Source organism: Allotamlana fucoidanivorans (genome assembly GCF_045788535.1).
Lineage (GTDB): Bacteria > Bacteroidota > Bacteroidia > Flavobacteriales > Flavobacteriaceae > Allotamlana > Allotamlana fucoidanivorans.
Map to the genome: position 1 here is coordinate 333,867 of NZ_CP074074.1, position 22,082 is coordinate 355,948.

20 protein-coding genes are annotated in these 22,082 nt (G+C 34.6%); 8 read left to right on the top strand and 12 right to left on the bottom strand.

Annotation, left to right across the window (positions count from 1 at the left end; all coding sequences use genetic code 11):
* From murD to mraZ, 7 genes are all read right to left on the bottom strand, one after another.
* A complete protein-coding gene (murD, locus tag KFZ70_RS01655) occupies positions 1 to 1,332 on the bottom strand; it encodes a UDP-N-acetylmuramoyl-L-alanine--D-glutamate ligase (RefSeq protein WP_139696804.1) in 1,332 nt (443 codons plus the stop codon).
* Positions 1,333 to 2,574: a phospho-N-acetylmuramoyl-pentapeptide-transferase gene (gene mraY, locus KFZ70_RS01660; RefSeq protein WP_139696806.1), complete on the bottom strand. Its 1,242-nt coding sequence runs from the start codon at positions 2,572 to 2,574 to the stop codon at positions 1,333 to 1,335.
* Positions 2,575 to 4,038 (bottom strand): UDP-N-acetylmuramoyl-L-alanyl-D-glutamate--2,6-diaminopimelate ligase, encoded by a 1,464-nt coding sequence (locus KFZ70_RS01665; RefSeq protein ID WP_139696807.1) that lies wholly within the window; start codon positions 4,036 to 4,038, stop codon positions 2,575 to 2,577.
* Positions 4,035 to 5,996, bottom strand: a complete 1,962-nt coding sequence (locus KFZ70_RS01670) for a penicillin-binding protein (protein ID WP_139696866.1) — start codon at positions 5,994 to 5,996, stop codon at positions 4,035 to 4,037. Before KFZ70_RS01670 ends, KFZ70_RS01665 begins: the two co-directional genes overlap by 4 nt.
* A gap of 63 nt (positions 5,997 to 6,059) precedes the next feature.
* Complete coding sequence (locus KFZ70_RS01675) at positions 6,060 to 6,377, bottom strand: FtsL-like putative cell division protein (RefSeq protein ID WP_139696809.1); 318 nt, start codon at positions 6,375 to 6,377, stop codon at positions 6,060 to 6,062.
* On the bottom strand, positions 6,378 to 7,280 hold the full coding sequence (rsmH, locus tag KFZ70_RS01680; protein WP_233244044.1) for a 16S rRNA (cytosine(1402)-N(4))-methyltransferase RsmH: 903 nt from the start codon (positions 7,278 to 7,280) through the stop codon (positions 6,378 to 6,380).
* A complete protein-coding gene (gene mraZ, locus KFZ70_RS01685; protein ID WP_139696813.1) occupies positions 7,261 to 7,731 on the bottom strand; it encodes a division/cell wall cluster transcriptional repressor MraZ in 471 nt (156 codons plus the stop codon). The genes rsmH and mraZ overlap by 20 nt, the downstream gene beginning before the upstream one ends.
* A gap of 326 nt (positions 7,732 to 8,057) precedes the next feature.
* Here mraZ and KFZ70_RS01690 point away from each other — a divergent pair, with 326 nt between their 5' ends.
* The 3 genes from KFZ70_RS01690 to KFZ70_RS01700 all read left to right on the top strand — a co-directional run bounded on the left by KFZ70_RS01690 (position 8,058) and on the right by KFZ70_RS01700 (position 10,000).
* Positions 8,058 to 8,822: an alpha/beta fold hydrolase gene (locus KFZ70_RS01690; protein ID WP_139696815.1), complete on the top strand. Its 765-nt coding sequence runs from the start codon at positions 8,058 to 8,060 to the stop codon at positions 8,820 to 8,822.
* A 46-nt stretch (positions 8,823 to 8,868) separates the two neighbouring features.
* Positions 8,869 to 9,480: a ribosome biogenesis GTP-binding protein YihA/YsxC gene (gene yihA, locus KFZ70_RS01695; RefSeq protein ID WP_139696817.1), complete on the top strand. Its 612-nt coding sequence runs from the start codon at positions 8,869 to 8,871 to the stop codon at positions 9,478 to 9,480.
* 64 nt (positions 9,481 to 9,544) lie between these two features.
* Entirely contained in the window at positions 9,545 to 10,000 is a 456-nt protein-coding gene (locus KFZ70_RS01700; protein WP_139696819.1) for a GNAT family N-acetyltransferase, read from the top strand.
* A 10-nt stretch (positions 10,001 to 10,010) separates the two neighbouring features.
* Here the strand turns inward: KFZ70_RS01700 and KFZ70_RS01705 are convergent, their stop codons facing one another.
* A complete protein-coding gene (locus KFZ70_RS01705; RefSeq protein ID WP_139696821.1) occupies positions 10,011 to 11,105 on the bottom strand; it encodes an ABC transporter permease in 1,095 nt (364 codons plus the stop codon).
* Positions 11,106 to 11,117: 12 nt separating this feature from the next.
* Positions 11,118 to 13,268 carry a carboxy terminal-processing peptidase gene (locus tag KFZ70_RS01710; RefSeq protein ID WP_139696867.1) on the bottom strand — a complete coding sequence of 717 codons (2,151 nt, stop codon included), beginning with the start codon at positions 13,266 to 13,268 and terminating at the stop codon, positions 11,118 to 11,120.
* A gap of 177 nt (positions 13,269 to 13,445) precedes the next feature.
* Between KFZ70_RS01710 and surE the strand changes: the two genes are divergently transcribed.
* The 5 genes from surE to KFZ70_RS01735 all read left to right on the top strand — a co-directional run bounded on the left by surE (position 13,446) and on the right by KFZ70_RS01735 (position 18,290).
* Positions 13,446 to 14,222 (top strand): 5'/3'-nucleotidase SurE, encoded by a 777-nt coding sequence (surE, locus tag KFZ70_RS01715; protein ID WP_139696822.1) that lies wholly within the window; start codon positions 13,446 to 13,448, stop codon positions 14,220 to 14,222.
* The gene (locus KFZ70_RS01720; RefSeq protein ID WP_139696825.1) at positions 14,215 to 14,502 is read left to right on the top strand and encodes a hypothetical protein; all 288 of its coding nucleotides are present in this window, start codon (positions 14,215 to 14,217) and stop codon (positions 14,500 to 14,502) included. Before surE ends, KFZ70_RS01720 begins: the two co-directional genes overlap by 8 nt.
* A 26-nt stretch (positions 14,503 to 14,528) precedes the next feature.
* Positions 14,529 to 15,641 (top strand): lipid-A-disaccharide synthase, encoded by a 1,113-nt coding sequence (lpxB, locus tag KFZ70_RS01725; RefSeq protein WP_139696827.1) that lies wholly within the window; start codon positions 14,529 to 14,531, stop codon positions 15,639 to 15,641.
* Positions 15,622 to 16,224, top strand: a complete 603-nt coding sequence (locus KFZ70_RS01730; RefSeq protein ID WP_139696828.1) for a C40 family peptidase — start codon at positions 15,622 to 15,624, stop codon at positions 16,222 to 16,224. The genes lpxB and KFZ70_RS01730 overlap by 20 nt, the downstream gene beginning before the upstream one ends.
* Positions 16,225 to 16,343: 119 nt before the next feature.
* Positions 16,344 to 18,290 (top strand): ComEC/Rec2 family competence protein, encoded by a 1,947-nt coding sequence (locus KFZ70_RS01735; RefSeq protein WP_407515843.1) that lies wholly within the window; start codon positions 16,344 to 16,346, stop codon positions 18,288 to 18,290.
* A 2-nt stretch (positions 18,291 to 18,292) separates the two neighbouring features.
* Here the strand turns inward: KFZ70_RS01735 and KFZ70_RS01740 are convergent, their stop codons facing one another.
* The 3 genes from KFZ70_RS01740 to KFZ70_RS01750 form a co-directional block, all read right to left on the bottom strand.
* Entirely contained in the window at positions 18,293 to 18,841 is a 549-nt protein-coding gene (locus tag KFZ70_RS01740) for a thioredoxin fold domain-containing protein (RefSeq protein WP_139696833.1), read from the bottom strand.
* 88 nt (positions 18,842 to 18,929) lie between these two features.
* Positions 18,930 to 20,690, bottom strand: coding sequence for a peptide MFS transporter (locus tag KFZ70_RS01745; protein ID WP_139696834.1), 1,761 nt, complete (start codon positions 20,688 to 20,690; stop codon positions 18,930 to 18,932).
* A gap of 15 nt (positions 20,691 to 20,705) precedes the next feature.
* Complete coding sequence (locus KFZ70_RS01750; protein ID WP_407515845.1) at positions 20,706 to 22,076, bottom strand: peptide MFS transporter; 1,371 nt, start codon at positions 22,074 to 22,076, stop codon at positions 20,706 to 20,708.
* Positions 22,077 to 22,082: the final 6 nt, after the last annotated feature.

Here is a 22,082-nt window from a genome sequence, read left to right on the forward strand (position 1 = left end):
CTACAAATTTCTTACTGCATTTTTAAATTGCCTTCCGCGGTCTTCATAATTCTCAAACAAATCAAAACTAGCACATGCCGGCGACAGCAGTACATTATCACCAGACTCAGCCAATTTATAAGCTATCTTCACAGCCTCACTCATAAACTGAGTTTCCACAATAACATCAACCATGTTACCAAACGTACTCATTAACTTTTCATTATCAACACCAAGACAAATGATGGCTTTTACTTTTTCATTAACAAAGGAAAATAACTCTTCATAATTGTTACCTTTATCAACACCACCAACAATCCAAACCGTAGGCGCATCCATACTTTCTAAGGCATAATACGTTGCATTTACGTTTGTTGCTTTTGAATCGTTTATATATTGCACTTTATTAATTTTAAGCACATGCTCCAAACGATGCTCTACACCCTGAAAATTCTCTAAACTTTCACGTATAGTTTGCTTTCTTATTTTAAGCAAGTGTGCCACAGTAGAAGCTGCCATTGCATTCTTTACATTGTGCTTTCCTTCTAATGTCATGTTTGATATTGGCATAATTATTTTATTGTTATTAATTGTTATTATAATTTTATTATCGTCAAAATATGCACCATTTTCAACGGGTGTAACCAATGAAAATGGCAATAATGTAGATTGAACTGGATTTGTTTTTAAATGATTCACTATAACCGTATCATCTGCATCATAAATCAAATAATCATCTGCTGTTTGATTCATGGCAATTCTGAATTTTGAATTGATATAATTTTCAAACTCATAGTTATACCTATCTAAATGATCTGGAGTGATATTAGTAATAACCGCTACTTTTGGTTTAAAATCTTTTATATCATCTAATTGAAAACTACTTATCTCTAAAACATAGTTTTCATAATCATGTTCTAGAATTTGCTTCGCAAAACTATCCCCAATATTTCCTGCCAATCCCACATTCAACTCTGTGTTCAATAAATGATGTGTTAGCGTTGCCGTAGTAGTTTTACCATTACTACCTGTAATCCCTATAATGGTAGCATCTGTAAAATGTGATGCAAATTCGATTTCTGAAACAACCGTAATCCCCTGTTCTCGAATTTGTTTCACCAAAGCCACCTTATCTGGAATCCCTGGACTTTTCATCACAACATCGGTATTTAATATCCGTGATATTGTATGATTTTCATCCTCCCATTCAATCTCATTATGTATAAGAACTTGTTTATAATTTTCTTTTATTGTTCCTTTATCCGAAACAAAAACATCATAACCTTTTGCCTTACCTAGAAGAGCGGTTCCTACACCACTTTCACCTCCACCAAGAACAACCAATCGTTTCATTTATCGTATTTTCAAGGTCACAATTGTCACAATAGCTAACAAAATACCTACAATCCAGAATCTAGTAACAATTTTACTCTCATGATATCCTAATTTTTGATAATGGTGATGCAAAGGTGCCATTTTGAAAATTCGTCGCCCATCTCCATATTTTTTCTTGGTATACTTAAACCAGCTTACTTGCAGCACCACGGATAGATTCTCCGCTAAAAAAATGCCACACAATACTGGAATTAACCACTCCTTTCTAACAGCTATCGCTATTACCGCTATAATTCCCCCAATAGTTAAACTTCCTGTATCTCCCATAAACACTTGAGCAGGATAGGTGTTATACCATAAAAACCCAACTAAAGCTCCTACAAACGCCGCAATATAAATAGTGATTTCCTCTACGCGAGGTATATACATAATATTTAAATAATCTGAGAAAATAATATTACCCGATACCCAAGCAAATATTCCTAACGTTAGCACTATTATAGCCGAAGTTCCAGCCGCTAAACCATCAATACCATCGGTTAAATTAGCCCCATTTGAAACGGCCGTAATAATAAAAATAGCCACTAGAATAAATATAACCCAGGCATATTTTTTCAAATCGGGGTTTATCCATGTGATTAAATTAGCATAATCAAATTCATTATTCTTAACAAACGGAATGGTGGTTTTAGTACTTTTTTCTTCTGCCGAAAATAGTTTGGACGACTCGACCTTAGGGTTCTCTGTAAGTATTTTTTGTTGCTCTACAAAAGGCAAGTTTTCTTTTAGAGTAACATCGGGATGAAAAAACAAAGTTGCTCCTACAATAATACCTAAACCAACCTGACCAAGCACCTTAAATCTTCCTTTTAAACCTTCTTTATCGTTTTTAAATTTCTTAATATAATCATCAATGAAACCTATAGCCCCCATCCATAGTGTTGTAACAATCAACAAGACGATATAGATATTCTCAAGTTTTGCGAATAGAAATACAGGGATTAATGTGGCTAAAATAATAATAAGTCCACCCATGGTTGGCGTTCCCGCTTTTTCTTTTTGCCCTTCAAGTCCTAGATCGCGGATTGTTTCTCCTACTTGTTGTTTTTGTAAAAAACGAATAATTCTTTTACCGTAAATGGTTGAGAATAATAGCGAAAAGATCATAGCCAAAGCCGCTCTAAAGGTGATAAACCCAAAAAGCGATGCACCTGGAAATTTAAATTGCGATTCTAAATATTCAAATAAATAATAGAGCATTTACTTCTGTAATTGTTTTAAAAGTTCTTTTACTATTTTAAAATCATCAAAATCAAAGCATTCTCCTTTAATTTCCTGATAGGTTTCATGTCCTTTACCCGCAATCAAAATAATATCATGAGGTTGCGCCATTTGACAGGCGGCTTTTATGGCTTGTTTTCTGTCTTCAATTGTAAGTGTTTTTTTAAAATTCTGAGGCTCAACACCAGCTTCTATTTCATCAAGTATAACTTTAGGATTTTCGCTTCGCGGATTATCACTTGTAAAAACAACTTTTGTACTTAAAGACGCTGCTATTTTCCCCATGACAGGTCGCTTCGTCTTATCACGATCGCCACCACACCCCACCACGGTGATTAACTCCTCATTTTTGGTTCTGATACTATTAATGGTTTCCAGTACATTTTTCAAAGCATCAGGGGTATGTGCATAATCAACAATGGCAGTGATCTTCTCATTAGAAACAAGATATTGAAAACGACCACTTACACTTTCCAAATCACTTATTAACCTTAAAATTTCAACACGTTCTAATCCTAGCAAATCGGCGGTTGCATAAATTGCTAAAACATTATAGGCATTAAAATGACCTATAAGCTTAGTCCAAACCTCACTATCATTTACTTTAAGCAACAAGCCCCCAAATTGATTTTCTAAAATCTGAGCCTTATAATCTGCATACTGTTTTAAAGCATAGGTGTACTTTCTAGCCTTAGTGTTTTGCAACATAACGAGACCATTTTTATCATCAACATTAGATAAGGCAAAAGCACTTTTAGGAAGCTCATCAAAAAAAGTCTTTTTTACATCTCTGTATTCTGCAAAGGTGTTATGATAATCTAGATGATCATGTGACAGATTGGTAAAAATTCCGCCCTCAAAACGCAATCCTTTTGTTCTATACTGATGAATACCGTGCGAACTCACTTCCATAAAACAAAACTCTACACCTTCATCATTCATCTTCTTTAAATACTTATTAATCGTCAGAGAATCTGGCGTAGTATGCGTCGCTTTAAACTCTTTATCATCAACCATAATTTTTACAGTTGACAATAAGCCCACCTTATAGCCCGCCTTTTTAAATAATTGATAGAGCAAACTAGCTACCGTAGTTTTACCATTTGTTCCAGTAACTCCAACAAGTTTTAAGTTTTCAGACGGGTTTTCATAATAATTGGCCGCAACAACCGCAAGAGCTTTACTTGAATTATCAACTTCAATATAGGTGACTCCTTCAACGATTTCCTTTGGTATTTCTTCACAAATTACAGCAACAGCACCACCACAAATAGCCGTTTTAATAAAGTCATGACCATCTGACACCAAACCACGTATCGCTACAAAAAGATCTCCTTTATTTATAAGTCTGGAATCAAACGCAATAGCGCGTGTACGCACAGTAGTACTTCCTACCACAGCGTTGATAGTCACTTTATATAATATATCTTTTAACTGCATCAAGAGGCTCTTAAAACTATGGTTTGATTATTTTTTAACTTGGTATTTTTATCAATAGACTGCGCTCGCACCACCCCATTCCCATCTAACTTCACTTTAACATCAACCTGCATATTCTCCAACAATACAACAGCATCCATAGCAGGCATCCCAACCACATTAGGCATAATGGTTTTATAGGTTTGAGCCACTTTATAAAAGTCTTCAAACTCATTCTCTACTGTTGCCACTTTCACATCTAGAGAGGTTACTTGATCTATTAAAGGTGTATCTGTATATATTTTTTTTGCAATTCTTTTAAATACAGGCCCCGAAACATCAGCCCCATAATACCCTATTCCCTTTTCTGGTTCATGAATGACAACTATACATGAATACTTAGGGTTATCTGCAGGAAAATACCCTGCAAATGATGAAATATAATTTAGCTTCTCTTTGTTCCTATAATCTTTTTGACAAGTTCCTGTTTTACCTGCCATTGAAAAGTTTTTAGAATACAAACGATGCCCTGTACCATGGTCTTTTTCAACAACTCCTTTAAGCAAACTCTGCAACTTACTAATAGTTTCTTTTGAGCAGACTTGTTCATTTATCACTTCTCTTTCAAATGTCTCTACTACTCTATCAAACTCTCTAACTTCTCTTAAAAATCGTGGTTTAACCATAACCCCATCATTAGCAACAGCATTGTAAAAAGTTAAGGTTTGCAGTGGCGTAAAAGACACACCATAACCGTAAGCCATCCATTGCAAAGCAATACCACTCCACCTACCGTTTTTTACACGAGGATCTGGAATAATAGGTTTAGGCTCACCAATTATTGGCAAATCTAAATCCTTATGCAAGTTCATCTCATATAGCTGATCTACAAACTTTTCAGGCTTCTTTTTGTAAGCCTTATCAATTACCTTTACAATACCTGTATTTGAAGACACTTCAAAAGCCTTTGAAACAGAAATTTTACCATACCCTCCATGTTTAGAATCGCGTACTTTCTTACCATAGAAACTTATTTCTCCTTTTTCTGTATCCACCACATCACTTGTATCTGCCAACTTATGCTCAAAAACAGCTGCAAGCGCCATTAACTTAAATGTTGATCCAGATTCATGACTTTCACCAACAGCATAGTTTAAGCGCTCATAGTATGTTCCATTCTTATTTCTACCAAGATTAGAAATCGCTCTGATTTCTCCTGTTTTAGTTTCCATAACCACTACACAGCCATGATCTGCCTTGTACTTTTCTAACTGTTCTAACAAAGCATGATGCGCAATATCCTGAACATTTACATCAATAGTTGTATAGACATCATATCCATCTTTTGGTTCCACTTCATTAGCATCGTTTAAAGGCTTCCACTGTCCGTTCCCAATTTTCTGTTTTTTACGCTTCCCGTCAACGCCACGCAAATACTTCACACCAAAAGCTCCATCAATACCTGGTCTGGTTACATTGCCTTTATCATCAATACGCTCATAACCAATAGTTCTTTGCGCAATACCCCCCATAGGGTGCTCCCGCTTTGTTGTTTGCTCAACAATTAAGCCACCTTTAAACGCTCCCTGATTTAATAATGGAAAATTTCGAATTCGTACATAATCAGAATACCCTATATTTCTTGCGATAAGATAATATCTGTTTTTATTAGCTCTAGCTCGCCTTAATTGCCTTTCTATTTTAGCTGAAGACCTACCTGAATACTCAGCGAGCGAATCTGCCAATCCTTTAACATGCTTCTCGAATGTTTTTTTCGAAGACGTTATAGCATCAAACCTTATATCATATTTAGGAATTGAAGTAGCCAATAAATTGCCATTCACAGAGTAAACATTTCCTCGATTTGCGGGAATAATCACATCTTTTACCACGCGCTTTGTAGCTAATGCTTTATACTTTTCACCATGAACAAACTGAATACTCAATAGCTTAAACACCACAGCAATACCAAAGATGAACATACATCCTGCTATAAAATACAAACGGTTCAATATGTCTTTTTCTTTCACTGCCAAAACCGAACGCTATTCTTGAGATTTAACTTTAATTTTTTGAGGCGGATTCTCTGAAAGCGATAATCCTTTTTCTTTCATAACCTTTACAACATGCGACTCCATTTTTAACTTCATCAATCTTGACCGACCATCAAAAAACTTAGACCGTATTTCTTTTACTTCATTTTTCAAACGTGCAATCTCATAAACTTTTTTATCTGCACTGTGAGAACTTGCAATCATCACAATAGCTAATCCTGACAAAAAGAGAATAAACCGCCAACTCCTAAAAGCATCTTCACTTATTAAAAATGTACCCTTTAATATGTTATAAATATTCGTCTTCATTTATATTTTTTCAGCCACTCTTAATTTTGCGCTTCTCGCTCTATTATTCATTTTTATTTCTTTAGCCGATGGCACTAGTAATCCGTTAACTTTTTTTAAAGGCACTTCAAAATTTCCAAACATATCACGTTCAGGCTCACCCTCAAACATACCGTTTCTAATAAAGCGCTTCACCAACCTATCTTCTAACGAATGATAGGAAATAAAACTTAAACGCCCTCCAACCTTCAAAATATCAGGTGTTTGCAATAAAAACTCTTTCAACACCTCAATCTCTTGATTCACCTCAATTCTAATAGCCTGATAAATTTGGGCCAAAATTTTATTAGCATGTCTTGGCGACAAAAACTTGTTTAAAACCTGTTTCAATTGCTCACTCGTTACAATAGGACTAACATCTCGCTGCTCAACAATAGCTCGTGCCATAGCAGGAGCCGCTCTTAACTCCCCATACTGCAACAACACCTTTTTAAGATCTTCTTCACTATATTCATTGACCACATGAAAGGCAGACAATTCATTCTTTTGATTCATTCGCATATCCAAGTTGGCCTCAAATCGCGTAGAAAACCCACGTTCGGCCACATCAAACTGATGCGAAGACACTCCAAAATCAGCCAAAATCCCATCTACCTCTTTCACACCATGAAACCTCAAAAACCGTTTTATATATCTAAAATTCTCATGAATTAAAGTAAACCGTTCATCATCAATAGCATTCTTCAACGCATCAGAATCCTGATCAAAAGCAAACAAACGCCCATTAGCTCCAAGCCTATTCAATATTTCTCTACTATGCCCGCCACCACCAAAAGTTACATCCACATAAATACCATCTGGCCTTACCGCCAAACCATCTACTGTTTCTTTTAAAAGCACTGGGTTATGATATTCCATAGTCATCATCGTCTTGTCCCATAACTTCCTCTGCTAAATCAGCAAAGTCAATTGCCGCATCATCAATAGCTTGTTCATACAAATCTTTATCCCATATTTCAATAATATTGATAGCCGAAGCCACGACAATATTTTTTGAAATGTTAGCAAAAACCGTTAAATCTTTAGGAATCAACAAGCGTCCATTCACATCAACCTCAACAATTTTGGCGCCAGCAGTAAACCTTCTAATAAAATCGTTGTTCTTCTTTTTAAACTTGTTAAGTTTGTTCATTTTCTGCATAAGCACCTGCCACTCGCTCATGGGATACAACTCTAAACACTTTTGAAATACAGAACGACGCAATACAAACCCTTCATCCATGACAGAAGAAAGTTGTTTTTTGATTGCAACAGGCATCATTAATCGGCCTTTTGCATCAACTTTGCAATCGTATGTTCCTGTGATTAAGTCCAAAAGCAGTTTTCTAGTTGGTAAACGTTTATATTTCAAATATATTGAAAAATTTACCACATATTACCACTTTATACCACTTTGTTAATAAATTTTCGATAAACTCGAATTTAAAACAGCTAAAAAAGTGGCTCATCCCCACCTAAAACAGTATACAACTAACTACCAGACAGTTCACGTTTTACCGCAGCCCAATGTTAACATCTCAAATTGCTGCTGAGATCTTAGGTGAATTTTAAAGATTTGTTAATTTTAAGGGAAAAGAATAATTATAGTTGAAATTTCAATGAAATAACTATATTTGTTTTCAATGATTGACCGACTCTTTAATGACACATAGTTTAAAAAAAGAAAGCAAATACAGTTATATAGAAGCAGGAGAAGGCACCCCAATTATAATACTTCATGGTTTAATGGGAGGCTTAAGTAATTTTGATGCTGTGACCGATTTTTTTAGTGAGAAAGGCTACAAAATACTCATCCCAGAACTCCCCATATACTCTATGTCTTTATTAAAAACCAATGTAAAAAGTTTTGCCAAATACTTACATGATTTCATTGATTTTAAAGGACTTAAAGAAGTCATTGTTCTTGGAAATTCACTTGGTGGACATATTGGACTTTATCACACAAAAATGTTTCCTGAATCTGTGAAAGCTTTAATTATTACAGGGAGCTCAGGACTTTATGAAAGCGCTATGGGTAGCGGGTATACTAAACGTAGTGATTATGAAGTTATCAAAAAGAAAGCGCAAGATGTTTTTTATGACCCAGAGGTAGCTACTAAAGAAATTGTAGATGAAGTTTATGAAACGGTAAACGACAGAAACAAACTTGTAAAAACTTTAGCTATTGCCAAAAGTGCCATAAGACACAATATGTCTAAAGATTTACCAAAAATGCACACGCCTACCTGCATTATTTGGGGTAAAAATGACACTGTAACACCTCCAGAGGTGGCCGAGGAGTTTAATGATCTTTTACCTGATTCAGAGTTATTCTGGATTGATAAATGTGGCCATGCTGCTATGATGGAGCATCCCGATGAATTTAATGATATTCTGAAATCTTGGCTTGATAAAAGAGGCTTCTAGTTTAGAGCCGTAATTAATACAGCGTCGTTTAAAAAGTGCTTGTCTCATGAAAATTAAATCTGCTGAATTTGTAGTAAGTAACTCTGATGTGTCTAAGTGTCCTAAAACGAGGCTTCCCGAATACGCATTTATTGGCAGAAGTAATGTAGGTAAATCTTCCTTAATTAATATGTTAACCGGAAGAAAAAGCCTTGCTAAAACATCAGGAAAACCAGGAAAAACACAGCTTATCAATCATTTTTTAATTAATAAAAACTGGCATCTAGTTGATTTACCAGGCTATGGTTACGCGCGTGTATCAAAATCTTCAAAAAAGGTTTTTCAAAAATTTATTACTCAATATTTTAGTCTGCGTGAACAACTGATTACTGCTTTTGTTTTAGTAGACATAAGACATGAACCACAACCTATTGACTTAGAATTTATGCAATGGCTTGGTGAAAACGGCATTCCGTTTTCTATAATTTTTACGAAAGCGGACAAACTAAAACCTAAAGCCATTGAAAACCATATTGAAGCCTATAAAGCAATCCTTCTTGAAACCTGGGAAGACATGCCTAATTATTTTATTACTTCATCCTCAAAGAGCATTGGCAAAGACACCGTTTTAGACTATATTGAACAACTTAATGGCAATATGGCATTAGAGGGCGAGTAAGTAAACCAAAAATTCTACAGCACAGGTCTATTCAACAACTTAACGTCACAAAACAAAATTTGATATGACATTTAGAAAAGCCACTAGGGAAGATGTGCCTCAAATTGTTCTGCTTTTTGCTGATGACAAACTAGGTAAAACCAGAGAAGATTTAAACACCCCTATTTCAAAGAGTTACCTTGAGGCTTTTAAAATAATAGATGCCGACAAAAACCAAGAGCTCATGGTAGTTGAGGATGAAACACTAAGCATTATAGGGACATTTCAACTTACTTTTATACAATATTTAAACTACCGTGGTGGCTTACGTGCTCAAATTGAATCCGTTCAAATTAGAAAAGACAAAAGAGGTATGGGTTTAGGTAAGCTTATGCTTCAGTGGGCTATTAATAGAGCGAAAGAACGTAATGCTTGTTTAATTCAACTTACTAGCGACAAACAACGCCCTAGAGCCATTCATTTTTACAAAAACTTAGGATTTGTTGCCAGCCATGAAGGCATGAAATTGCATTTAAAGTAAACATTTTACTTTAAGACTTTACATCTAAAGCATCTCTTAAGGCATTACCTATAAGCATAAACGCCATAACCAAACTCATAATACACAACCCCGGAATGATGGCTAAATACGGCTTACCAAGAATAATATAATTATAATGGTCTTTTATCATGGCACCCCAACTAGCCATAGGTGGCTGCGCCCCAATACCTAAAAAACTTAAACCACTTTCAATAAGAATTGCAGCAGCAAAATTTGCAGCTGAAATTACAATAACTGGAGCCATAATATTAGGTAAAATATGCTTGGTTATGATTCTAAAATCTGTAAACCCTAATGCTCTGGCTGCAACCACGTATTGCATTTCCTTAACACTAATAATTTGCCCTCTTACCACTCTGGCTACTTCTACCCACATTGTTAATCCAACAGCAATAAACACTTGCCAAAAACCTTTTCCTAAAGCCAGAGTAATAGCAATAACCAATAATAATGTAGGTATAGACCAGGTTACATTTATAACCCACATAATTAAAGCATCAACCTTTCCTCCAAAATACCCAGCTAAACTCCCCATAAACACCCCTATCACTAACGATATAAATACCGCAACAAAGCCTATAAAAAACGAAATTCTGGCACCAACTAAAACACGACTCAGCAAATCTCTACCATACTTATCTGTTCCAAACAAAAAGGTTTTTGTTGCAATAAAAGGCGTAACGTTTTTTTGTGGAAAACGATTAAGACTTATACTTTTCTCTGCACCTACCAATCCATCAGATGCATACTCGTTATAAATCAACACTTCTTCTTCAACTTTAAAGTTGGTAATAGGTATTTCTGTATCTGTATTTTCCTTGCCAAAAAACAGCCTATTCACATATCCTTGATTGGTATTATAAGCGCTTGGAATGGTTAACATATCAACCTTAAAACCAGGTTTTTTTGAATGAATAGACAAATGCATTTGATTTGCATGCTGTGAGTTATCAGGTGCCATAACATATGCAAATAAAGAGACTATAGCAACTAGAACAATAAACCAAAAACTTAAAACGCCCCAAACGTTTTTTTTAAACTTTTGGAGCGCTAATTGTTTTAACGAATTGGAGGTCTCAGCCATAAATTAGCATGCCTATTTTTGTACTTGATTTACCGTTGTTGAAGCTACTTTTTTTAGAGGATATGCCATTTTCAAATCTTCTAATACATTCAGTGCTTCTTCAATATAAACATCCTGACTTAAACTCTCGTGCCAACGTTCTCTTTTTTCTTTCAAGTCTGTAGTATCTTGATTGAAAAGTGTTTTTTCAAAACTAGTTGAATCAAAAGTCAAATTAGTTTTGTAATCGGAAATAGCATCAAAACGCTTAGATTCTTCTTCGTTTAACTCATTCTGTTTTGCATAAGCCTCATAATTTAAAGAAAAGATGGTTTCATCTATTTTTCCTTTTACCCATTTCGCATTTTCTTCAATAAGATTAAACTGTTCATTATTACTCATACGCTCCTTACTTCTTGCTATGGTTTCATCGTAATCAAAATAGTTATCCCATACTTCGTAATCTGCTGCATCAATTTCATCATATGGTAGCGGGTTATCTTTATCTTTTTCACCTACATCAATAAAACTAAAACGTCCTGGAACAACCACATCACTTTTTACACCTTCTAACTGTACAGACCCACCATTTATTCTGTAATATTTCTGAGTTGTTAAAGCCAAAGCGCCTAAATCACCACTAGTATTATTTCTCAGCATATTATTAAGATTAATAACATTTTGAACGGTTCCTTTTCCATAGGTTTGCTTGCTACCAATAACAATAGCCCGCTTATAATCTTGCATAGCAGCAGCCATAATCTCTGAGGCAGACGCTGATATTTCATTCACCAAAACCACTAAAGGGCCATCCCAAGCAATAGATTTATCCTTATCTTTTAAAACCTCTTTAGACTCGCCTGTTGATCTCACTTGAACTACAGGGCCTTCCTTTATAAACAAACCAGCCATATCAACCACGGTTGGTAAAGATCCACCACCATTATTGCGCAAATCAAGCACTAGACCTTCAATACCTTCTGCTTTCAAATACTCTATTTCTTTTTTGACATCTTTTGCAGCATTGACATTTTTATAGTCTTTAAAATCAACATAAAAAGCGGGTAAATTGATTACACCAAATGTTTTACCATCCTTTTCTACCACCGATGATTTTGCATAGGTTTCAACAAGTTCCACCACATCTCTTGTGATAACTACATCTTTTATGGTACCATCTACTTTTTTAATAGTTAGCGTCACCTTTGTGCCTTTTGGTCCTTTAATATATTTTATAGCATCATTGATTCTCATCCCTACTATATTCACAGGAAAAGCTTCGTCTTCTTGTTTTACCTTCAAAATAATATCCTCAACTTCTAGCTCTTTACTGCGCCAAGCTGGCCCTCCTGAAATCAACTCTACAATTTTGATATAATCCATACGCTTTTGTAATCTGGCTCCAATACCCTCAAGTTTACCAGACATGCGTTGATCAAAATCTTCTTTATTCTTTGGTGCTAAATAATAGGTATGTGGGTCATATTCTTCTACAATAGTATTCACATAAATAGCAAACCAATCTTCTCTTTTTAAATCATCAATATTGTCGTTAAAATAAACTTCAATCGATTTCAATGTTGCTTCTCGGGCTTCTTTCTCCATATCAGCCTCTGTCCTCATAACATAAGCAGCATCTCTTTCTTTTGCTTGTTTTTCCTGCTTATACAAATCGTCATAATTTGAAATTGTAGAAAACTTTAATTGTTTCCGCCAACGTTCTTTCATTTGCTTTTTGCTTTTTACAAACTCAATATTTTCATAATTGGTTTCAAACGTCTCATCAATAGTATAATCAAAAGGTTTTGAAAGCACTTCTGAGTAAATCTCTTTAGCTTCAGCTATTCGTTTTAACAAACGCTCATTAACTACATTGAAGAAGGTAATATCTGTAGCCTTTAATTGATCATCAAGATTATATTTATATTTTTCAAATTCCTTTAAATCTGATTGATAAAAATAACGCTTTACTGGGTCTATAATACCTATATAGTCATTATATAATTCTTCTGAAAATTTGTCATCCATCGCTATGGGATCAAAATGCCCTTGCTCTAACACAAAGGTTATTATTTGAATTAACAATTTATCTTTATCAGGATTACTAAACTTTTTTGAGGTAAAACTACACGATGCAAATGCTAATAAAAGCAATAGCGACAGCACTTTATAATTCCTTTTCATAATACGCTTCATCTATTAATTATTTGAATACTTTCTGTGAGCACAATTTATTTTTCACTAAAATAAAGAAAAAACTATGCCATCAAACCAGAAAGCCTACTAATTTTTTGTTAAACACAAGAAATTACAGGTTTACTTTTTAAATTATGTATTTTAGCGAAGCTATTTTTTTACCAAATGACAAAAAAGCCCCTTATATTAGTAACAAATGACGATGGCATAAATGCCGCTGGGATTAGAACCTTAATTTCTGTAATGAATACTATAGGTGATGTAGTAGTGGTTGCTCCAGATAGCCCACAAAGCGGTATGGGACATGCCATTACATTAAACTCAACACTTTATGCTGAAAAAGTGCATATTGACAATGGCCCACAAAAAGAGTTTAAATGCTCTGGCACACCCGCAGATTGCGTTAAACTAGCTATTAGAGAATTACTAGACCGCACCCCAGACCTTTGTGTTTCAGGCATTAATCATGGTTCAAATTCATCAATCAATGTGATTTATTCAGGAACTATGAGTGCCGCTATTGAGGCTGGAATTGAAGGCATTCCTGCCATTGGTTTTTCTTTATTGGATTACAGTTGGAATGCTAATTTTGAAGCGTCAAAAAGCTACGTTAAAACCATTACGCAGGAGGTGCTAAAAAATGGTATTCCCAACGGTATAGTACTCAATGTTAATATTCCTAATTTACCGCAAATCAACATTAAAGGAATAAAAGTGTGTCGACAAGCTAAAGCCAACTGGGTTGAAGAATTTGACAAACGACAAACCCCTCAAGGCAAAGATTATTATTGGCTTACAGGCAAATTTGTTAATTTAGATCATGGAGAAGACACTGATGAATGGGCGCTTGAACACGGTTATGTTTCAGTAGTTCCTTCTCAATTTGATTTAACAGCACACCATGTTATAAAAAACTTAAAGCACTGGAATTTAAATGAATAAAAAAGATATTTTTATTGGTATGCTGGTTGGTTTTATTGCCAACAGTATGGGCCTTTTTTTAACAGCAACTTTATTGGGGCAAGGTGATGATTTTACTCAAGTTATTAAAGCGGCAGCCGAAGAAGGTTTTCTTGGAAAACTAATTAGTTTAGGCGCTATTTTAAACTTAATTGCTTTTTTTATTTTTATAAAAAAACGGCAAGATTACAAGGCTCGAGGCGTATTATTGATTACAGTATTTATTGCCGTTTTCACCTTTGTTTTCAAACTCTATAGCTAGCATTTTTCATTAAGACAACGTATACTATGAAATACTATATACTTGCTGGTGAGGCTTCAGGAGATTTACACGGCTCAAACTTAATTAAAGCACTTAACAATGTTGATGTACATGCCAATATAAGATTTTGGGGCGGCGATTTAATGGAGCAAGCTGGAGGAACCCTTGTTAAACATTATAAAGAACGCGCCTTTATGGGATTCACCGAGGTTATTATGAACCTCAACAAAATATTCAAACTCATTTCATTTTGTAAGCAGGATATTGAATCATTTAATCCAGATGTTATTGTATTTATAGATAACTCTGGTTTTAATCTTCGCATTGCCAAATGGGCCAAAAAAGCTGGTTATAAAACCCACTACTACATATCGCCTCAAGTATGGGCTTCAAGAGCCAGTCGTGTTGAGGCTATTAAGCGGGATATTGACAAAATGTATGTGATTCTTCCTTTTGTAAAGTCGTTTTACAAAAAATATGACTACGATGTTGATTTTGTAGGCCATCCACTTATTGATGCCATTGCCAGCCGCAATCAAGTTGATGAATTTAATTTTAGAAAAACCTTCGGACTAAGTAATAAACCCATCATTGCATTATTACCAGGAAGCCGAAAACAAGAAATCACTAAAATGCTATCAATCATGCTCAGTTTGGTTGATGATTATCCAGATTACCAATTTGTAATAGCAGGTGCACCTAGCCAAGACTACGAATTTTATAAAACCTTCATAACCTCTAAAAACGTAACATTTATCTCCAATAAAACCTATGATTTGCTTAGTCTTTCTTATGCGGCTCTGGTAACTTCAGGAACAGCAACATTAGAAACAGCTCTTTTTAAAGTACCTCAAGTTGTCTGTTATAAAGGCAGTGCTATTTCATATTTTATTGCCAAACGTATAATAACCTTGAAATTCATCTCGTTAGTTAACTTAGTGATGGATAAAGAGGTGGTTACCGAATTAATTCAGAACGACTTTAACAAACGAAAATTAAAACATGAACTTGATAAAATTTTGAATCTCGATTTAAGAAAAAAAATGTTTGTAGATTATTTTGAATTAGAGAAAGCTTTAGGAGGAAAAGGAGCCAGTAAAAAAACCGCTGAATTGATTTATGACCATATCAACACATAAGTTTCATATATATCGATTTTTTATCTGTTTGATTTTTTTGGCAACCAGTTATAGTTGTAAATCTTCAAAACAAGTAGAAGCTAAAAAAAGTAACCCTTCTGAAATTGTAACTAAAAAAGTAAGCGACGAACCTACTAAATATATTGAACCCAAAACAGAACCAGAACACAACGTTGTTGAGGCTGAAGAAATAGTCAAATCGAAAGCCGAGTATATTATAGCCTACGCCAAACAATTTCAAGGTGTAAAATACAGGTGGGGAGGTACCACAAAAGCAGGAATAGATTGCTCTGGTTTGATCTATGAATCCTTTAAATCACAAGACATTACTTTGCCAAGAATATCACGTGATATGGCAAAAAAAGGAAAAAAAATAGCCTTAAAAAAAGTACATACGGGCGATTTACTATTCTTTAAAACAGGCAACAGAAGAAATTCCATAAATCATGTGGGCCTTATAGTTGCTATAAGGAATAATGATATTGAATTTATTCATGCTTCAACAAAAAAAGGCGTTATTATTTCCCATCTCAATGAAATTTATTGGTTAAAAGCTTTTCATGAAGCTAGACGAATTTTGTAAGATATTTTATATCTTGTTGCAGCATGCAATTACTCAATTTCGCAATAATAAAACTTACTTTCTGCTTAGTTATTGGCATTCTTATTGGCCATTTTTTTGGTGTGTCCATAGTTTTTTCTTTGTCCCTTACCTTTTCCTGCTTAGTAGCATTATTTGTAAGTTACAGCATTGCAAAAAAGCAATTTACCAAAACCATTTGGTTTGGGCTGTTAGCGTTTGTTACCATGACTTCTATTGGACTCCTTACAGCAACACTGCATAATCAAAGAAACGTTTCAAACCATTATACTCATTATATCTCCATAAAAGAAGATAGCCTTTACAGGTTAACTTTTAAGGTAAAAGAAATTCTTAAACCAGACACGTACAACCATAAATACATTGTTGAACTCATAGACTTAGACCATAATCATGTTTTAGGAAAATCGCTTTTAAACCTAAAAAAAGACACATTAACAACGCCTGTATTCGTCGATGATATTTTTATAAGCTATACTAACCTTCATCCTTTAAAATCTCCACTTAACCCCTATCAATTTGACTATAGAAACTATTTAAATAAAAAGTATATCTACCATCAACTATTTTGTAACGAAGCTGCTTTATTTCAAGTACAGTCAGATTCTAAAACATTATTAGGTCACGCTAATAACATTAGAAATTTTATTAATAAAAAACTTTCCCTTTATCATTTTAAAGCGAACGAATTAGCCATTATTAACGCCCTTTTTCTTGGACAGCGACAGGACATCAGTAAGGAAACGTATGCTAATTATGCTAAGGCTGGCGCTATTCATATTTTAGCGGTTTCTGGGTTACATGTGGGCATTATTCTAATGATCTTGAATTTTATCTTTAAACCGCTTGAACGGTTTAGACACGGGAGGTTTATTAAAACAGTCTTCATCTTGTTTTTACTCTGGTGTTTTGCTTTTATAGCAGGCTTATCCCCATCGGTTACAAGAGCCGTAACCATGTTTAGTATTGTGGCTATTGCAATGAACCTTAAACGAGCAACCAATATTTACAACACACTTGCAATTAGTATGTTTATTATTCTACTTTTTAAGCCCTTGTATGTTTTTGATGTTGGTTTTCAATTAAGTTATCTTGCCGTGTTTGCTATTGTAACCATTGATCCTTGGCTATATGGTTTATGGCGTCCTAAATACAAACTTGTTCTACTATATTGGCATACCCTTACCGTCACTATAGCAGCTCAAATTGGTATTCTTCCTATTAGCCTATATTATTTTCATCAATTTCCTGGTCTGTTTTTTATTTCAAACCTCATCATCATCCCCATTCTCGGTTTGATTTTAGGATTTGGGTTATTCATTATTCTCTTAGCTTCATTCAATCTTCTTCCTCAGTGGATTGCAACCTGTTTTGCCCATGTTATTGATTTCATGAACAGGGCAGTGGGTTGGATAGCACATCAAGAATCTTTTTTGTTTGAAGCCATTTCTTTTAACCTATTACATGTGTTTTTTGCTTATCTTATTATCATTGCTCTCACCCGTTTGCTAATAAAACGTACATTCCGGTCTGTTTACTTTATTCTTGCTTCTGTTTTAATTATTCAGTCATTTTTAATATTTGAAAAGTTGAATTTTAAGCCGGACGAATTTGTTATTTTTCATAAAAGGAAATCAAGCATTCTTGGCTACACTAATAAAGACAGCCTTCTTATTTCTCATAATGCTGATGGCGTTTCCTTTTCTAATACCAAAATTGTAGAACAGTACATGATTGGAAAACACCTTAAATATTCTAAAAACATTCCGTTTAAAGCGGTATACCGGTTGAAAGACAAATTTCTCTTGCGTGTTGATAGCATGGGCATTTACCAAGTTAAATCCTTCAGACCAAATCAAGTATTACTCATGCAATCGCCAAAAATAAATTTAAGCAGACTGATTGATTCTATACAACCCCAACAAATTATTGCAGATGGCAGTAACTACAAATCTTATATAAAACGATGGAAAGTAACCTGTAAAAAAAGAAACATTCCGTTTCATTCTACCAGTCAACAGGGTGCATTTATTTTTCCATTAAAATAAAATCACCCTTTAAAATTACCTTTAAATGCTTTGTAATACGCATTAAACTCTTCTTGCGTCGTTATGCTTTTATGATCGTCACTATGAAACATTTTTAAATACAACTCCAATTGTTCTGGAGTGCGATAGCCTCTAATCGGTGCAATAACATCAGCTTTTTCATCAAAAAACACAATTGTAGGATAAGCGGTAATCTGTAAAAATCGTGCCAACTCATGTGCCGAATTTCTTGAATTAACTTTTGAAGGATTATAATTAGGGTTTGAAAATGAAGCCCCTTTATAATCTATAACGTCATTACCTTCTCCGTTAAACTTAACTGCGTAATAGTTTTTATTTACAAAATCAACCACATCAGGATTGTGAAATGTTTTTTTGTCAAGCATTTTACATGGGCCACACCAGTTGGTATAAACATCCATCATAATCTTTTTTGGTGTTTTCTTTTGAAGCTCTAAAGCTTCTTCAAGCGACATCCAATTGATGGTTTGCGCCACGATATTCGCTTGACTAAACACCATAGCAAATACAAATAGTAAAATAGTTTTCATAATGATTTAGGTTGCAAAATTTGTTCCTAACTTACAAAAAATGCCCCTAAGAAGGGACATTTCAAATATTTTTTAACATTTTCAGTACTTACCGAACACCATGCATTAGTCGTTTTAATAAAGGGTGTAGTACCAATGATACTAAACCTAAAACGATAGGAATTAGAGTAAATATCAAAAAGAATGTAGACAAACTATACTCCTTTGTAATCTTTTCAATGTCGCCACCTATATAATGTGCTAATTTATTTCCAATGGCAATAGCTAAATAATAAACCCCAAACATAAAGGCCACCATGCGTGCTGGAATTAATTTACTTAAATACGATAATCCCATAGGAGACAAACACAATTCACCCAAGGTATGAAATAAGTAAGCCAAAACTAACCAAGCCATACTTAAACTGGCTGTTTGTGCTCCAGCAGGAACATCTTTAGCTCCAAATGCCAAAAACCCAAAACCTAAGCCTAAAAGTAACAGCCCCAAGAAGTATTTTACCGATGCTGGCGGATTATATTTACTATCCCACCATTTTGTAAATAACGGCGCAAACATGATAATAAACAATGAATTCAAAATAGCAAACCATGTAATAGGCACTTCTGTTTCAGTAGATTGGTATTCAACAAACAATTTATACAATACAATGGCCCAAACAATGATAAAACTACAACCTAAAATAATATTTGATAGACCAATGCGTTTGAATGTTTGCCTAAAAAGACTTAACAACACATAGGTAATAATACCAAGTGGCACTACTGTAACAATTAAATCTATGACTTTAAATGTTGTAGCGGCATTACCTTCTAAAATTCTATTTGTAAAATCTCTGGTATAAATAGGTAATGATCCCGCAGCCTGCTCAAAAGCTGCCCAAAAGAAAATAGTAAACAAACAAAAAATTGCAAATGCAATCATTCTGTCTCTTTCAATGGCTACATATCTTGGAATTCTAATGATGAGAAGTAGTATAAATGATATAGCAGCCAGCAAAGCAAAAAATAGTGAATCTGATAAGCCTGCCACTGTGAAATTAAAAGTTTGAATATCTCCAATTTTACTCAATGGATCATTGATAATAAAAATTATGGCCGATATAGTAAATACTGCAATTAATACATAATCAAGTATTGAAAAATGGTTTAGTTTTACGGTTGATACCGATTCATCATTATTCCCTTTTATCGCTGCTTTGGTTTTTACAGGTTTATCTCCTAACTTTCCAAATAATGGTTGCGCAAAATAAAATTGAAGCATCCCTAAAAGCATAAAAACACCCGCTAGTCCGAAACCATAACTCCATCCAATTTTTTCACCAACCCAACCACATAGCATGATTCCAATAAATGCTCCGGCATTAACACCCATATAAAAAATATTATAGGCGCCATCCTTTTTCTCATCGTGCCCTTCATACATTTTTGAAATTATAGATGTCATATTAGGTTTAAAAAACCCATTACCTATGATTAAAAAAGCAATTCCTATATATAAGAACGTTGGCGTTTCTATTGCCATAGACGCATGCCCTATAGTCATGAGAAGCGCACCAATAACCACAGCCATTCTATACCCTATTTTATTATCGGCCAGCCAACCGCCTAATAGAGGTGTTAAATACACCAGCATGGCGTAAGTTCCTAAAAGCGATAAAGCTGCAGAGGACGTCCATTCCCACCCTGGGTTATCTCCTAAAAGCGATCCTGTTAAAAATATAACTAAAATAGCACGCATTCCATAGTATGAAAAACGTTCCCACATTTCAGTAAAAAATAGAACAAATAATCCTGACGGATGCCCTAATACTTTGTCCTTAAAAAATTGGTCGGTTGATTGTTCTGCCATTATTTTAAATATTTATTAGTTTTCAGCTAGTTCATAGGTTTCAGTTTCATCGTAATGCATTTCAACTTCTTCATCCTCTACACCATGGGTAAGAACTTCTAATTTTTGTCTTACTATAAGCACCAAAGCTCCCAAAGTAACACAAAAAATGGCAATACCTGTGAAAATAGTATACTCTCCTTGACTTTCAGACCATTCCCCAAGTAACCCTGCTAGTTTACTGCCAAAGCCTGTCATGGCAAAATATACACCCATCATTATAGAAGCATACTTTACTGGAGCTAATTTTGTAATAAAAGATAAAGCTACAGGTGAGAGGCACAATTCGCCTATGGTATGTAATAAATAAGCCAAAACCAACCAATACATAGCTGAAGTTCCTGTTGCTTCATATTGTGCTGTAGCCGCGGTCATAAAGAAAAAACCAGACCCCATGATAATTAAACCAACAATCATTTTAAATAATGAAGTTGAAACTTTTCCTTTTAACTTTCTATTAGCCCAATAACCCGCTACACTTGTTCCTAAAAAGATTATAAACATAGCATTTAATGACTGAAACCAAGAAGCAGGAACTTGCCAGCCCAATAACATGCGATTAGTTTTTTCCATGGTGTAAATATTCATTAACCCTCCTGCTTGTTCAAACGCCCCCCAAAACACAATGACTAATAAGAAAGAAATCAATAAAACAACAACCCTATCTTTTTCAACTTTATTTAAGGGTTGCTTCATAGCTAATTTTTCTTCTTCATTCTTTGATGCTCCGAGAAAATTACCAACATGCACCAAATACTTTTGCCCTAAGAGATATTGTAAAATACCGAGTCCCATACCTATTCCAGCTAATCCAAAACCGTAATGCCACCCAAATACTTCTCCAACATAACCAACTACTAAACTAGACAAAAAAGCACCTACATTAATACCAATATAAAAGATAGTAAATCCTTTGTCTCTTCGGATATCACCTTTTTTATACAACCCTCCTACCATTGTGGATATATTGGGTTTTAACATACCAACACCACATACAATTAAAACCAAGCCTGTATAAAATGCCCACATTTGCTCAACAGCCAAAATACTATGTCCAAAGAGTAACAAGACACCACCTACTAACACAGATTTTTTCTGCCCCAATAGTTTATCTGCAATAATACCTCCAGGAATAGACATCACATATACCATCATGGTGTACCAACCATACAAGGCAAGCGCATCTCCATTTGACCATCCTAGTCCTGCATTTTCCCCTTTAGTTTCTGCTACCAGATACAACACCAATATAGCGCGCATACCATAATAAGAAAAGCGTTCCCACATTTCTGTAAAAAACAAAACGTATAAGCCTACAGGATGCCCAAACAGCTCTTTTTGCTTCATTGAAGT

What these genes read in the sequence shown, in the direction of transcription:
- murD (WP_139696804.1), bottom strand. Translation starts at nt 1,332, where the DNA reads ATGAAACGATTGGTTGTTCTTGGTGGAGGTGAAAGTGGTGTAGGAACC.
- mraY (WP_139696806.1), bottom strand. Translation starts at nt 2,574, where the DNA reads ATGCTCTATTATTTATTTGAATATTTAGAATCGCAATTTAAATTTCCA.
- KFZ70_RS01670 (WP_139696866.1), bottom strand. Translation starts at nt 5,996, where the DNA reads ATGTTCATCTTTGGTATTGCTGTGGTGTTTAAGCTATTGAGTATTCAG.
- KFZ70_RS01675 (WP_139696809.1), bottom strand. Translation starts at nt 6,377, where the DNA reads ATGAAGACGAATATTTATAACATATTAAAGGGTACATTTTTAATAAGT.
- rsmH (WP_233244044.1), bottom strand. Translation starts at nt 7,280, where the DNA reads ATGACTATGGAATATCATAACCCAGTGCTTTTAAAAGAAACAGTAGAT.
- KFZ70_RS01690 (WP_139696815.1), top strand. Translation starts at nt 8,058, where the DNA reads ATGACACATAGTTTAAAAAAAGAAAGCAAATACAGTTATATAGAAGCA.
- yihA (WP_139696817.1), top strand. Translation starts at nt 8,869, where the DNA reads ATGAAAATTAAATCTGCTGAATTTGTAGTAAGTAACTCTGATGTGTCT.
- KFZ70_RS01700 (WP_139696819.1), top strand. Translation starts at nt 9,545, where the DNA reads ATGACATTTAGAAAAGCCACTAGGGAAGATGTGCCTCAAATTGTTCTG.
- KFZ70_RS01705 (WP_139696821.1), bottom strand. Translation starts at nt 11,105, where the DNA reads ATGGCTGAGACCTCCAATTCGTTAAAACAATTAGCGCTCCAAAAGTTT.
- KFZ70_RS01710 (WP_139696867.1), bottom strand. Translation starts at nt 13,268, where the DNA reads ATGAAAAGGAATTATAAAGTGCTGTCGCTATTGCTTTTATTAGCATTT.
- surE (WP_139696822.1), top strand. Translation starts at nt 13,446, where the DNA reads ATGACAAAAAAGCCCCTTATATTAGTAACAAATGACGATGGCATAAAT.
- KFZ70_RS01720 (WP_139696825.1), top strand. Translation starts at nt 14,215, where the DNA reads ATGAATAAAAAAGATATTTTTATTGGTATGCTGGTTGGTTTTATTGCC.
- lpxB (WP_139696827.1), top strand. Translation starts at nt 14,529, where the DNA reads ATGAAATACTATATACTTGCTGGTGAGGCTTCAGGAGATTTACACGGC.
- KFZ70_RS01730 (WP_139696828.1), top strand. Translation starts at nt 15,622, where the DNA reads ATGACCATATCAACACATAAGTTTCATATATATCGATTTTTTATCTGT.
- KFZ70_RS01740 (WP_139696833.1), bottom strand. Translation starts at nt 18,841, where the DNA reads ATGAAAACTATTTTACTATTTGTATTTGCTATGGTGTTTAGTCAAGCG.
- KFZ70_RS01745 (WP_139696834.1), bottom strand. Translation starts at nt 20,690, where the DNA reads ATGGCAGAACAATCAACCGACCAATTTTTTAAGGACAAAGTATTAGGG.
- KFZ70_RS01750 (WP_407515845.1), bottom strand. Translation starts at nt 22,076, where the DNA reads ATGAAGCAAAAAGAGCTGTTTGGGCATCCTGTAGGCTTATACGTTTTG.